The sequence below is a fragment of the Nocardia sp. NPDC056064 genome (assembly GCF_042266925.1).
In the GTDB taxonomy this organism is placed as follows: Bacteria; Actinomycetota; Actinomycetes; order Mycobacteriales; family Mycobacteriaceae; genus Nocardia.
Genome location: NZ_JBHJWO010000001.1, coordinates 1002521 through 1015647, shown reverse-complemented (window position 1 = coordinate 1015647; position 13127 = coordinate 1002521). Strand labels below are relative to the sequence as shown.

Annotated in this window: 12 protein-coding genes and 1 riboswitch; of the genes, 4 read left to right on the top strand and 8 right to left on the bottom strand. The window is 70.6% G+C overall.

Going from position 1 to position 13127, the window contains the following annotated elements:
* Nucleotide 1: 1 nt before the first annotated feature.
* On the top strand, nucleotides 2-871 hold the full coding sequence (locus tag ACFC06_RS04675) for a potassium-transporting ATPase subunit C (RefSeq protein WP_375927871.1): 870 nt from the start codon (nucleotides 2-4) through the stop codon (nucleotides 869-871).
* A gap of 14 nt (nucleotides 872-885) precedes the next feature.
* Here the strand turns inward: ACFC06_RS04675 and ACFC06_RS04670 are convergent, their stop codons facing one another.
* The 3 genes from ACFC06_RS04670 to ACFC06_RS04660 all read right to left on the bottom strand — a co-directional run bounded on the left by ACFC06_RS04670 (nucleotide 886) and on the right by ACFC06_RS04660 (nucleotide 4519).
* Nucleotides 886-1179 carry a hypothetical protein gene (locus ACFC06_RS04670; protein ID WP_375927869.1) on the bottom strand — a complete coding sequence of 98 codons (294 nt, stop codon included), beginning with the start codon at nucleotides 1177-1179 and terminating at the stop codon, nucleotides 886-888.
* A gap of 33 nt (nucleotides 1180-1212) precedes the next feature.
* Entirely contained in the window at nucleotides 1213-3048 is a 1836-nt protein-coding gene (locus ACFC06_RS04665) for an acyl-CoA dehydrogenase (protein ID WP_375927867.1), read from the bottom strand.
* 121 nt (nucleotides 3049-3169) lie between these two features.
* Nucleotides 3170-4519: a TetR/AcrR family transcriptional regulator gene (locus ACFC06_RS04660; protein ID WP_375927865.1), complete on the bottom strand. Its 1350-nt coding sequence runs from the start codon at nucleotides 4517-4519 to the stop codon at nucleotides 3170-3172.
* A 147-nt stretch (nucleotides 4520-4666) separates the two neighbouring features.
* Between ACFC06_RS04660 and ACFC06_RS04655 the strand changes: the two genes are divergently transcribed.
* Nucleotides 4667-5695, top strand: coding sequence for an NAD(P)H-quinone oxidoreductase (locus ACFC06_RS04655; protein ID WP_375927863.1), 1029 nt, complete (start codon nucleotides 4667-4669; stop codon nucleotides 5693-5695).
* A gap of 63 nt (nucleotides 5696-5758) precedes the next feature.
* Nucleotides 5759-6442, top strand: coding sequence for a type 1 glutamine amidotransferase domain-containing protein (locus tag ACFC06_RS04650; protein ID WP_375927861.1), 684 nt, complete (start codon nucleotides 5759-5761; stop codon nucleotides 6440-6442).
* A gap of 50 nt (nucleotides 6443-6492) precedes the next feature.
* On the opposite strand, the gene ACFC06_RS04645 is transcribed toward ACFC06_RS04650, so the two are convergent.
* Nucleotides 6493-7119, bottom strand: a complete 627-nt coding sequence (locus ACFC06_RS04645) for a TetR/AcrR family transcriptional regulator (protein ID WP_375927859.1) — start codon at nucleotides 7117-7119, stop codon at nucleotides 6493-6495.
* A 124-nt stretch (nucleotides 7120-7243) separates the two neighbouring features.
* Between ACFC06_RS04645 and ACFC06_RS04640 the strand changes: the two genes are divergently transcribed.
* Nucleotides 7244-8215: an LLM class flavin-dependent oxidoreductase gene (locus ACFC06_RS04640; RefSeq protein WP_375927857.1), complete on the top strand. Its 972-nt coding sequence runs from the start codon at nucleotides 7244-7246 to the stop codon at nucleotides 8213-8215.
* Here the strand turns inward: ACFC06_RS04640 and ACFC06_RS04635 are convergent.
* The 4 genes from ACFC06_RS04635 to ACFC06_RS04620 are packed head-to-tail and all read right to left on the bottom strand — an operon-like array spanning nucleotide 8175 to nucleotide 12963.
* A complete protein-coding gene (locus ACFC06_RS04635) occupies nucleotides 8175-9560 on the bottom strand; it encodes an ABC transporter ATP-binding protein (protein WP_375927855.1) in 1386 nt (461 codons plus the stop codon). The two genes, ACFC06_RS04640 and ACFC06_RS04635, sit on opposite strands and share 41 nt — an antisense overlap.
* The gene (locus ACFC06_RS04630) at nucleotides 9557-10366 is read right to left on the bottom strand and encodes an ABC transporter permease (RefSeq protein ID WP_375927853.1); all 810 of its coding nucleotides are present in this window, start codon (nucleotides 10364-10366) and stop codon (nucleotides 9557-9559) included. Before ACFC06_RS04630 ends, ACFC06_RS04635 begins: the two co-directional genes overlap by 4 nt.
* The gene (locus ACFC06_RS04625; protein WP_375927851.1) at nucleotides 10363-11304 is read right to left on the bottom strand and encodes an ABC transporter permease; all 942 of its coding nucleotides are present in this window, start codon (nucleotides 11302-11304) and stop codon (nucleotides 10363-10365) included. The genes ACFC06_RS04630 and ACFC06_RS04625 overlap by 4 nt, the downstream gene beginning before the upstream one ends.
* Nucleotides 11305-11313: 9 nt before the next feature.
* Nucleotides 11314-12963, bottom strand: coding sequence for an ABC transporter substrate-binding protein (locus tag ACFC06_RS04620; protein WP_375927850.1), 1650 nt, complete (start codon nucleotides 12961-12963; stop codon nucleotides 11314-11316).
* Between the two features lie 36 nt (nucleotides 12964-12999).
* Nucleotides 13000-13126, bottom strand: a riboswitch (cobalamin riboswitch).
* Nucleotide 13127 lies beyond the last annotated feature (1 nt).

Below are 13127 nucleotides of genomic sequence, written 5' to 3'. Positions count from 1 at the left end.
AATGCGCATGTCGACCTGGATCCGTCAGCACCTGGCCGCGCTGCGCGCCCTGCTGGTACTGACCGTGATCACCGGAATCGTGTACCCCGTCGCGGTGTTCGCGGTGGCCCAGCTACCCGGCCTCGACGACAAGGCCGACGGCTCGCTGCTCGAACGCGACGGAAAGCTGGTGGGCTCCAGCCTGATCGGGCAGTCGTTCACCGGCGCCGACGGCACCGCGCTGGTCCAGTACTTCCAGAGCCGGCCGTCCGCCGCCGGGGACGGCTACGACCCGCTGTCCACCGGCGCGAGCAATCTCGGCCCGGAGGACATCGTCGACACGGCCGAGCGTCCCAGCCTGCTGACCACCGTGTGCACGCGGTCGAAGGAGGTCGGCGACCGTGAGGGGGTCGACGGCGCCCGGCCGTACTGCACGGAAAGCGGTGTGGGCGCGGTGCTCTCGGTGATCGGCCCGCGCGACGGCGACGGTGACGTGTCGCGGCCGGTCCAGGTGGTCAGCGTCAACGAACAGTGCCCGGCGAGTCCGTTCCTGACCACGTACCGCGGGGTCGCGGTGGAGTGCGCGCAGGTGGGGCAGGACTACTCGGTGGGCCGGATCGTCCCGATCGCCGGTGCCGCGCCCGCCGATCCGGCCGTGCCCGCCGACGCGGTGACCGCCAGTGGCAGCGGGCTCGATCCCCACATCTCCCCGGAGTACGCGGCCATCCAGGTCGACCGGGTGGCGCGGGCACGCGGCATCAGCCCCGCGCAGGTCGTCGAGCTGGTCGACGCGCACACCGAGGGCCGCACGCTCGGTTTCCTCGGTGCGCCGCGTGTGAACGTGGTCGAACTGAATCTCGATCTCGACCGGCGCCACCCCGCCGGCGCCTGAGCGCGGTGCCGCGCTCAGGCGGACTGCCCGCTGTACACCGCGAGATTGATCAGCAGCGCCATCAGCAGCGCGAGCGCACCGAGCACCCCACCCACGATCGCGTCGGTCCGGTTCGTCGCGAGCCCGCGTTCCACCCGATCGCAGCCTACGTAGCAGGCGATCAGGGCGGCGATGGAACACGGGATCGCGAGGAACTCGCTCAGCAACGGCACGAACGACAACCCCAGCCCGAGCACACCCAGCACGAGCGCGGCGAGCCCGACCCCGTTACGCGGAGACGACGGGTGGACTCCGGAATCGGGCGGCACCGCCCGAGCATAACGGTGCCGCCGGGTCCGGACTCAGAGCGCGGCTTCGTCCAGCCGCATGATGTCGGTGTCGAGGGCACCGAGCACGACCCGGTCGGCGGACAGCCGCGGCAGGACCTGCTGGGCGAAGAACGCGGCCACCGCGATCTTGCCCTCGTAGAACGCCTGCTCCGCCGGGGGCTGCGCGGTCGCCAGGGCGGCCGCGGCGATGTCGGCATTGACCAGCAGACGCCAGCCGATCACCAGGTCGCCCACGGCCATCAGGAAGCGGACCGAGCCCAGGCCGACCTTGTACAGCTCGGTCGGCTGCTCCTGGGCGCCCATGAGGTGGCCGGTCAGGGTGGCGGCCATGGTCTGGACGTCATCGAGGGCGGTGGCGAGCAGCTTGCGCTCGCCCTTGATGCGCTCGTTGGCCGAGTCGGCGTCGATGAACTTCTGGATCTGGCCGGCCACGTGGGCCAGGGCCACACCGCGGTCGCGGGCGATCTTGCGGAAGAAGAAGTCCTGGGCCTGGATGGCGGTGGTGCCCTCGTAGAGCGAGTCGATCTTGGCGTCGCGGATGTACTGCTCGATCGGGTAGTCCTGCAGGAAGCCGGAGCCGCCGAAGGTCTGCAGCGAGTCGGTCAGGTACTGGTAGGCGCGCTCGGAGCCGACACCCTTGACGATCGGCAGCAGCAGATCGTTGACGCGGGCCGCCAGCTCGGCATCGGCACCCGAGACGTGCTGTGCCGCTTCAGGGTCCTGGTGCGCGGCGGTGTAGAGGTACACCGAACGCAGGCCCTCCGCGTACGCCTTCTGCGACAGCAGCGAGCGGCGGACATCGGGGTGGTGGATGATCGTGACGCGCGGGGCGGCCTTGTCGGTCGACCGGGTGAGGTCGGCGCCCTGCACGCGGGTCTTGGCGTACTCGAGCGCGTTCAGATAACCGGTCGAGAGGGTGCCGATGGCCTTGGTGCCCACCATCATCCGCGCGTTCTCGATGACCTGGAACATCTGAGCGATGCCGTTGTGGACGTCGCCGACGAGCCAGCCCTTGGCGGGCACGCCGTGACCGCCGAAGGTGAGTTCGCACGTCGCGGAGGCCTTGAGGCCCATCTTGTGTTCGACATTGGTGACGAACACGCCGTTGCGGTCGCCGAGTTCGCCGGTGGCGGAGTCGAAGTGGAACTTCGGCACGAAGAACAGCGACAGCCCCTTGGTGCCGGGCGCCGCGCCGTCGGGCCGGGCCAGCACGAGGTGAGCGATGTTCTCGAACAGGTCGTCGGAATCGGCCGAGGTGATGAAGCGCTTGACGCCCTCGATGTGCCAGGAACCGTCCTCCTGCTGGACCGCCTTGGTGCGGCCCGCGCCGACGTCGGAGCCCGCGTCGGGCTCGGTCAGCACCATCGTGGCACCCCAGCCGCGCTCCACGATGAGCTTCGCCCAGTGGCGCTGCTCGTCGTTGCCGATGCCGTCGAGGACATCGGCCATCACCGGCCCCATGCTGTACATGTGCGCGGCGGGCTGGGCGCCGAGCACGAACTCGGTGACCGCCCATTCCAGCATCGCGGGCGCCGCGACGCCGCCGATCGCCTCGCTCTTGCCCAGCCGCCACCACTCGGCGTCGTACCAGGCGCGGACCGCGCGCTTGAACGGCTCGGGCAGCGTCACGGTGTGGGTGGCCGGGTCGAAGGTGGGCGGGTTCCGGTCGGTGTCGGCGTAGGGCGCGGCCACCGGGCCCGCGGCCAGCTTGGCGGCCTCGGCCAGCACCGAGCGCACGGTGTCGGCATCGAGATCGCCGAAAGCGCCTGTGGCGAGAATGGTTTCGATGCCGTAGACCTCGAAGAGGTTGAACTCGAGATCGCGCACATTGCTCTTGTAATGACTCACAGATGGTGCCTTCTTGGTTGACGGACATGCGAGATGTCCGCGAGGTGACCGGGCGGATCGACGCGCCCGGGGACACTGTGCGCGATGCCCGACAGTCCGGGCAACGAAAAGTCAACGGTGGTTAAGTGACCGGTGCCGTCACGCGGTGGCGCGTCGCGGGCGTCCGCTGGATGCTCAGCCCCACCGCGACGAGAAACTCCACGAGATCGCCGCGACGGGTGAGGCGGGGGTTGCGCACGGCTTCGATGACCACCGTGGTGAGCGCGCGGACCAGCATCCGGGCCACCGGCGGCGCGAGCTCTGGCCTGGCCGCGATGAGTGTGCGCGCCCAGCGGGCGATGGCGTGCTGGCGGATGGTGCGGTAGCGGCGTTCGGCGGCGCCGGGCAGGTGCCGGGATTCGCTGACGGTGATGGCCAGCAGGTCGGGGTCCTCGGCGCCGAACCGGACGAATTCGCGGGTGAGCGCGTCCAACGCGACCTCGGGCGGCCGGTCGCCGCCGGTCGATCCGTCGACGAGCCGCACGATCGACTCGTCGTGGCTGCGCACGATGATGTCGAGGAGTTCGGCCTTGCTGTCGAAGTAGTGGTAGACGGCGGGTCCGGTCACGCCCGCGGCTGCCCCGATGTCGTGGATGCTGACCTCGGGGAATCCGTGCCGGGTGAACAGTCGCGTCGCTTCGGCGAGAATGCGCTCGCGGCGTGGTCCGGCCTGCTCCGCGCCGCCGGAGTGGGGTGTCCGGGCGGCGCCGCCGGAAGGTTCCGGCAGGTCGGTGGCGACGACCGCCCACAGCGCCGCGCGCAGGACCCGGGCCGCCACAGGGGATGGCAGTTCGACTCGGTGGTAGGCGGGACTCACGGCCACCGACAGTGCGCACCAGCTCAGGCACTCCACCTGCGCCCCGGACAGCTCGGGCCGTCGCGCCCGGATCGCGCGCCGCAGATGCCCGGTGATCCGGGTCGCCCGCAGCAGGACCGCGGCTCGGTCGCGCCGGCCCAGGTGCCGGGATTCGAGCTGCCACAAGCGCGGCAGGCCCCGCCGGGTCAGGGCGATCTCGACGAGCGCGGTGATGACGGCGTCGTCGGCGTGCGGGGAGCGGGCCGCGGCGTCCAGGCGGATCAGTGCCTCGTCGAGCCCGGCGAGCACACATTGGCCCAGCAGATGCTGCTTGTTGCGGAAGTGCCGGTAGAGGGCGGCGGGGGTGATGTGCACGGCGCGGGCGATATCGGCCATCGAGGTGTCGTGGTAGCCGTGATGGGCGAAGGCGTCGAAGGCCGCGGCCAGGACCGCCGCCCGGCGATTGCGCGGGCGGCGGCGGTGGTCCGGCTGGGCTGTCCGCACGGGGTCAGCCGGTCGGGGCCTCGGTGCGAGAGCTACGGTCAGGCCCTTCTTGTCGTGGTGCCAGGTGGATCGCGGTGTCGCGTCGACCGGGATCGTGCCGCCCGCCGAGGGCGCGCCCAGGATGGCGAACAAGATCAGATTAACAAGGATGCCGATCGCACGGCCGTGACGATGATGCGCGGGTGGACTGGTGTGATCATCGGCGCGGAATATTGACGTGGTCCGCCGCGAGAGTAATGTTAGCGCTGTGTACATAACTCTCGTCCGGAAGGAGAAGGCATGTTCGCGGTGACGCTCGACGGCTACGGGGGACCGGAGGTCATGCGGTGGGCGGAGGTCGACGACCTGCCCGCGCCCGGTCCCGGTGAGGTGACCGTGGAGGTGGTCGCGGCGGGGGTCAACCGGGCCGACATCATGCAGCGACAGGGGTTCTACCCGCCGCCGCCCGGTGCGAGCGACATCCTCGGCCTCGAGGTGTCCGGGGTGATCGCCGCCGTCGGCGCCGAGGTCGACGGGTGGCGGGTCGGCGACGCGGTCTGCGCGCTGCTGGCGGGTGGGGGGTACGCCGAACGGGTCAATGTCGCGGCGACGCAAGTACTTCCCGTGCCCGCAGGGGTGAGCCTCACCGCCGCCGCGGCACTGCCCGAGGCCGCCGCGACGGTCTGGTCCAATATCGTCATGGCCGGTGGCCTGAGTGAAGGGCAGACGCTGCTCGTGCACGGCGGCGGCAGCGGTATCGGCACCCACGCCATCCAGGTCGGCCGCGCGCTCGGCGCCCGGGTGGCGGTGACGGCGGGTTCGGCGTTCAAACTCGACCGCTGCCGCGAACTCGGCGCGAACACACTGATCAACTACCGCGACGAGGACTTCGTGAAGGTGGTCACCGCCGAATACGGCGGCGCCGACGTCATTCTCGACATCATGGGCGCGGGCTATCTGCGGCGCAATGTCGAGGCCCTGGCCGAGGACGGCGACCTGACGATCATCGGCTTGCAGGACGGCTCCACCGCCGAGCTGGACCTGGGTCTGATGCTGTTCAAGCGAGCCTCGGTGCACGTGACGAATCTGCGCCGCCGGGCAGAAGCGGGTCCGGGGTCCAAGGCCGAGATCATCGGCCAGTTGCGCGAGAAGCTGTGGCCGCGGGTGGCCGACGGTTCGGTCGTGCCCGTCGTCTCGGCCGAGATCCCGATCGCCGAGGTGGCCGCGGCGCATCCGCTGCTGGACTCCGCGGAATCCGTCGGGAAGGTCCTCCTGACCGTTCGCGAACCTCGAGACCCGGTCATCGGCGACTCCTGCGGTGTCGCCTGAGGCGGGTCCGCAGGAGCAGACTGATATGACGCCCGGCACCGACTACGCAGGAGAAGAGCACGCATGAGCAAGCGCATCTTGAACGTCGTCACCAATGTCGGCGACTTCGGCGACCCGTCGCATCCGACCGGCCTGTGGTTGTCCGAACTCACCCACGCCTGGCACGTCTTCGAGCAGAACGGATTCGAGCAGACGCTGGTCAGCCCGGCGGGTGGGCCGGTGCCGCTCGAGCCCCGGTCGCTGAAATTCCCCAACTACGACAAGACCGCCAAGGCCTGGCGCGCCGATCCCGCCCGGATGGCCCTGCTCGACAACACCGCCGCCCCCGACGAGATCGACTCCGCCGACTACGACGCCATCTACTTCACCGGCGGGCACGCGGTGATGTACGACTTCCCCGACAGCGCGGGCCTGCAGCGCATAACCCGCGAGATCTACGAGCGCGGCGACATCGTCTCCTCGGTGTGCCACGGCTACTGCGGCCTGCTCAACACCCAACTCTCCGACGGCACCCATCTCGTCACCGGCCGCAAACTCACCGGCTTCGCCTGGCAGGAAGAGGTGCTGGCCCGGGTGGACAAGCTGGTCCCGTACAACGCCGAGGAGGAGATGAAGAAGCGCGGCGCCCGCTACGAGAAGGGCAAACTGCCGTTCCTGTCCTATGCCGTGGTCGACGGCAATCTCGTCACCGGCCAGAATCCCGGATCGGCGAAGGAGACGGCCCAGAAGGTCTCCGCGCTCTTGTGATCGGGGTCCGCGGGGTGATGTCACACCACGCGCTCCGGGGGAGTGGGGGATCAGTGATCGGCGCGTAGATAGCGGTGGGCGAGGGCGATGATCTCGGTGATGAGGTCGTCGGCGAGTGCTGTGATGTTCTCGGCGTCGTGGTGCAGCAGTGCGTGGGTGGCGCCGTACCAGGCGCCGTAGATCAGGTTGGCGGCCATGGCCGGATCCGGGGCATCGGCCGGCGGGTCGGGGCGCTCGGCGATGAGCCGGCGGAACGCCTCGGTGTGGGCGTTCTCGGGGGAGACCTGCACCGTCGTCTTGGCATTGACCGGGGTGTGGTCGTAGAGCACGTCGTGCAGTTCGGCGTGTTCGACATAGGCGCGGACCGCGTCGGTGAGCCAGGCGTCCACGCGGCCGATCCAGTCGTCGGCGGGCAGCTTCTGCGCCGCCGCCTGCTGACGCGCGACCAGCCGGTCGATGAACCGCGCGCGCAGCGCCACCATGAGGTCGTTCTTGGAATTGAAGTGCACGTAGAGGGTGCCGATGGCGACATCGGCCCGCTCGGTGATCTCGTCGAGGCGCGCGGCGGCGATGCCGCGTTCGATGAAGACCTGCTCGGCGGCGTCCAGCAGGTCCGCGCGGCGCTCCTCGGCGGGTTTGGTTCGCGGCCTGCCCGGTGTGGAACGGCGCTGGCTCATTGCGGGGACTCTACACGGGCCCTGCGGCGTGGACCGAGGTGAGTGAGGCTCCTTCGGTATCTTCGTGGAGCGGGTGCCGGGGCGCTACGGTGAGGTCTTCGGTGGCAGCGAGAGGGGTCGAGTGATGCGGTTCGGGTTCATCTCGCATGCCGTGGGCGAGGGTGATTCGGCATCGATTCTGAACGAGGCCGTCGCGGCCGCGGTGTGTGCCGAGGAGTGCGGGTTCGATTCGTTCTGGGTGGCGCAGCACCATTTCGGGGCGCAGCGGGCGCACTGCCCGTCGCCGCTGGTGTTGCTGGCGGCGGTGGCCGGGCGGACGAGCCGGATCAGGTTGGGCACGGCGGTGATGATCGGGTCGCTCGAGGATCCGATCCGGCTGGCCGAGGACGCGGCGATGGTGGACGCGCTCAGTGGCGGCCGGCTCGAGCTGGGGCTCGGCGCCGGGGCCGACGCGGCGACCGCGCACCGGTTCGGCCGCAGTCACGACGACCGGCACGAGCGGTTTCGTGAGACGCTGCACGCGCTCATCGAATTGTTCGGTCCGGCAAGCGATCTGGTGCCCGCCGCGCCGGGCCTGCGGGATCGGCTGTGGCTCGGGACCGCCTCGGACGGCGGGTTCGACCTCGCCGCCGAACTGGACCTCGGTGTGCTCACCGGCCGCAGTTCGTCGCCGCAGGGTCCCCGTGACGAGATCGCCGCCGAGCGGGTGGCGAAATACCGTGCCGCGCAACAGGTGGCCGGACGAGTGGCGCGGGTCGGGGTCTCCCGGTCGGTACTGTGCGCCGAGTCCGCGGCTACCGCGTTCGAGCACATGCGGCCCGGCATCGAGCGATGGGTGACGACCTCGATCGCGGCGGGCCGGTTCCCGCCGGAGTTCACCGCCCGCGACTACATCGACACCGGGCACGGCTACCTCGGCACCGCCGCCGAGGTAGCCGCCGCGATCCGGCGCGATGCGGTGGTCCCGGACGCGACCGAGTTCCTGTGCAACGTGCAGCCCGCCGCCCCCTCGCCGGAGGCGGTACGGGTCAGCATGCGGCTGTTCGCCGACACCGTCATCGCGCGGTGGACAGATCCGGTAGCGCCTCGATCCTGACGACCGTGTCGGCGAGCTCGTCCAGGACGCGCTCGGAGTGCGAGACCAGCACCAGAGCCATGCCGTCGTCGGCGATGTCACGCAGGATCGTCATGATCGTGGCCGCCGAGTCGTCGTCGAGGGCCGCGGTGGGTTCGTCGGCCAGCAGCAGCCGGATGTCGCCGACGAGCGCCCGGGCGATCGCCACACGCTGTGCCTGCCCGCCGGACAGTTCCCCGGGCAGCCGCCGCGGATCGATGTCGGCCAAGCCGACACGGGCCAGCGCGGTGCGGGTGATCGCCAGTGACTCGGCGGTGGCGATCCGCGTGCGCAGGCGCGGGCGCAGCGGTTCGGTGACTCCGCGATGGATCGGCCTGCGCGGATCGAGACTGCCCACGGCGTTCTGGAACACCATCCCGACCTGGCCCGCCGGTGGCGGCCCGTCCTCGCCGTCCCAGACGAGCCGGCCCGAACCGGGTGCCTCGATGCCGGCGAGCAATCGCAGCAGGGTGCTCTTGCCCGCGCCGGACGGCCCGGCCAGGCCGACGATCTCGCCGGGGCGCACCGTGAGATCGACCGGGGCCACCCCGCCGCCGCCCGGATAGCGTTTCGTCAGCGCGCTCGCCCGGAGGACAGGGGCCTTGTCCGGCACAGGTTTTCGGGACGGAACACGCGGGGTCTCGACGGGAAGCTCGACCGACGTTTCGGTGACGGTGCCGTTGTCGACCACGTACACCCGGTCGGCGTATTTCCGCACCAGGCGCAGGTCGTGGCTGACGATCAGCAGCGCGGCGTTTCCGGCGGTCAGCGCCGTCATGACCCGGTGGGCGTTGGTGTCGTCCAGGGCGGAGGTGGGTTCGTCGGCCAGGACCAGCGCGGGATCGAGGGCGCGCGCGGTCGTCACCGAGCCGCGTTGCAGCATCCCACCCGACCAGGTGAACGGTCGGCGGCGCACCCGCTGTGCCGGCTCGGGGATGTCGACGGCGGCGAGATCCTCGACGATCCTGCCCTCGGGCACGCGGCGGCGGGCGATGCGCCAGGGCTGGGCGATATTGGTGCCCACCGACATGATCGGATCCATGGCACCGAAGGGGTCCTGGCCGACGAAGCCCAGGACCGTCCCGCGCAGGCGCCGGAAATCGTCGCCCGACACCGGGGCACCGTCGATGAGCACGGTGCCCTCGACGCGGGCACTGCCTGCGAGGGTGCCCAGCAGGGCGCGCAGGATGGTGGTCTTACCGCAGCCGCTCGGCCCCACCACCGCCACGGTCTCCCCGCGTCGCACCGTGAGCGAGACATCGCGCAGCACCGGATCGGCCGTGCCGTAGGCGACGGTCAGCCCGCGCAGTTCGGCGATCACACTCATGGAGTTCCCCTGTCGTCGCGCAGGCCCTCGGCGATCAGGTTCGCCGCGGCGGCCATGGCCAGAATCGCCACCGCGGGCGCGATGAGCAGCCACGGTGCCGCACCGAGGAATCGGCGCGCGTCGCCGAGCATCGCGCCCAGTTCGGCCTCGGGCATCTGCACCCCGAGACCGAGGAACGACAATCCGGCCAGTGCGACCACGATGCCGCCGAGCCGCAGGGTCGCCACGATCAGGAACGGGCCGAGGACGGCGGGCAACAGATGCCGGACCCCGATCGCGGGCCTGCTCACCCCGGCCACGCGCGCCGCGACCACATACGGCCGGGCGCGGGCTTCCAAGGTGAGCGCCCGCGCGACGCGGGCGTCGGCGGCCCAGCTCGCGATCACGAGCGCGAGCAGCAGTTCGAGATAGCCGGGACCGAGCAGGCCGACCACGGCCAGCGCGAGCACCAGACTCGGGATCGCCAGCACGACATCGACCACCCGCGACACCGCCCGGTCGATCCGACCGCCGTAGAGCCCGGCGCCGAGCCCGACCAGCAGACTGATCGTCGCCGACCCGGCAAGCACGACAAACGCCGACAGCAGCGACAACCGCAGCCCGTGCATCACGCGAGCGAACTGATCCCGCCCGTAATGGTCGGTGCCCAGCCAGAATTCGGCGTTCGGCGCGACCAGTTTCGCGCCGTAGTGCGGTTCGTTCGGCGGGTACTTCGCCAGCAGCGGGCCCACGGCCGCCAGCAGCAGCAACAGTCCCAGCAGCACGGTGCCCGCGAGCACCGACGGCGGCAGACGACGACGGGTCACGCGGCGACCTCGATCCGGCGATCGATCACCGCGGACAGCAGGTCGGCGACCAGGCTGCTCACCACGTAGCTCGCGGTGGCGAACACGGTGAAGGCCTGGATGACCGGCAGATCGCGGGTCTTCACCGACTCCACCACATACGCGCCGAGCCCCGGCCAGGTGAACACCGTCTCCACCACGGTCGCGCCGCCCAGCAGCACGGCGGTGCCGACCGCCAGCGCGTGCAGCGACGGCACGGCACTGTTGGGCAGCCCGTGCCGCCACAGCAGCCGCCACCGCGACGCGCCCCTGGCGCGCAGCACGTCCGCGGTCGGTGACTCGAGGAAGGCCAGCAGATTCGCCCGCAGCAACCGCGACCAGGAATCCGACAGGCCCACCGCCAGGCAGACCGCGGGCAGCCACACCTGTGCCCAGGTGCCGTCGAGCGCGGCCTTGCCGAAGCCCAGCCCGACCACGAACACCTGGATCAGCAGCAGCGCCACCACGAAACTCGGCACCGAGGTGAACACCAGTGCCAGCCAGCGGGTGCCGTGATCGGGCCACCGCCGTGGCGACCGGGCCGCGATCACGCCCAGTGCCACCGACAGCACCACGGCCACGGCCAGCGCCGACGACGCCAGGATCAGGGTGGCGGGCAGCCGTTCGGCGAACTCACCGGCCACCGGCCGTCCCGAGACGAACGACAACCCGAGATCGCCGCGCAGCACACCCCACAACCAGTGCGCGTACTGCTCCGGCGCGGAGCGGTCCAGATGCAGGGTCTGCTCGAGGTCGCCGATCTGCTCCGGTGTGGGTTCGGGAACACCCTGCGCGACCAGGATCATCCGGGCCGGGTCGCCCGGCGCCAGCGGTAACAGTGCCCAGATGAGCACGCTGGCGCCGAGCAGGGTCAGCACGGCCTCGACGACCCGGCGGCGGGCCCGGGCGAGTGGACGCACCCTCGCCCGTTATTCGCCGGTCCGGCTGGTGAGGTGCCTGCGGACGTTCGACACCCGGTAGTCGGCCCATTCGGGGCCGGTGACCACGGTGAAGTACTTGAACGTCCCGGCCACCACGTAGGCCTGGTCGCGCACCAGGATCTCCTGGGCGCGCGCCAGCAGCGCGTCACGTCGCGCGGTGTCGAACTCGCCGCGCAGTTGCGCGCCGATCGCGTCGATCTCCGGGTTGCTCACGCCCTGGGCGTTCGACGATCCACCGGTGGTCCAGCGCACCAGGTAGGGCTGGATCGGGTCGGCGGTGCCGGAGAGCGAACCGCTCAGCGCCACCGAGGATTCCCACGCGCCGGGGTCCTTCTTGACCGCGGCGGAGTCCTCGGCATTGTTGATCTGCAGATCGAAACCGGCCCGCGCGACCTGGTCCTTCATCGCGATCGCGACATCGTTGGTCTCCGGGCCCTGGGCCTGGGTCACGAACCGCACCACCAGCTTGCGGCCGTCCTTGGCGCGGATGCCGTCGGCGCCGGGCACCCAGCCCGCCGCGTCCAGCAGGCGCTTCGCCTCGTCCAGGTCGTGGACCTGGTTGTCCTGGGCGAACGACATCGACGGCGGGTACAGGCCGGTGGCGGCCGCGAACTGGCCGTTGCCGACGTCTTCGGCGATCCCCGCGTAGTCGATGGCCGCGGTGAACGCCTTGCGGACGGCGGTGTCGGTGAAGATGCCCGCCTTCAGGTTCATCTCCACCAGCAGCGACTGCAGAGCCTGCTCGGAGGACAACACGTGCATATCGCTGTCGCCGCGCAGTTCCAGCTTCGCCGAGGTGGACGGGTAGAACGCCATATCGGCCTCACCGCTGCGCACCCCGGCCAGCCGGGCCTGCTCGTCGGGCACGACACGGACGGTGACGCCCTTCAGCGGCGGCGTTCCCTCCCAATGCTTCTGGTAGGGGGCGAGCACGAGATTGTCGGGGCTCCACGCGGTGATCGCGTAGGGTCCCGAGTACGCGCCCGCGCCGACGATCTTCGCCGAGTCACCGCCCGCGGCCTGCACGGCGGCGACATCGTAGATCTGCAGCGAGTTGTCGCGCGCGGCGAGGGCGGCGGGCACCATGGCGTTCGGCGCGGGGGTGGTAATGACCACCTTGGTGCCGTCCACGGTCACCGTCGTCGCCTTGTCCAGGTACACCCTGGCCGCCGACGATTCGGCGATCTGCCGGGTCAGGGCAGCGGCCACGGCGGCGGCGTCGACCGGCTTGCCGTTCTGGAAGGTGACACCGTCGCGCAGCGTCACGATCCAGCGGGTGTCGCCCTCGCGCACCACCGATTCGGCCAGCCAGGGCGCGATCTCACCGGACTCGGTGACCTGCAGCAGGTTCTCCGCGACACCCCAGTCGAACAGCCAGTTCGTGCCGGTGCCCGCCGGGTCGAGACCGGCGATCTTGTAGGAGTTGTAGATGGTCAGGGTGCCGTCACCGGCTTCGCGCAGCGCCCGTGCCGCGGCGGCACCACCGTCGGTGGCCTCGCCCGCGCATCCGGTGACCATCAGGGTGGCCGCGAGCAGCGCGGCCAGCACGCCTGCGGCGCGGGAACGGCGCCGCCGCCCGGTCCGGGCATGGTCGGACAGCCGCAGGGCATCGTGCCTGCGGCGAGTGAGCACTCGCATTTCTCATCCTCGTGAAGCTAGATCCTGAAGCGGTGCAGGTATCCTGGCTCCCGGATCAACGCTCGCCTTCGGCCTTCCAACCCAGGAAGGTCGTGGCCATGGATGAAGGTCTGCTCCTCGGTCACAGTTGCGGGACAGCCCCGGATTCGCACCGGTGTTCCCTG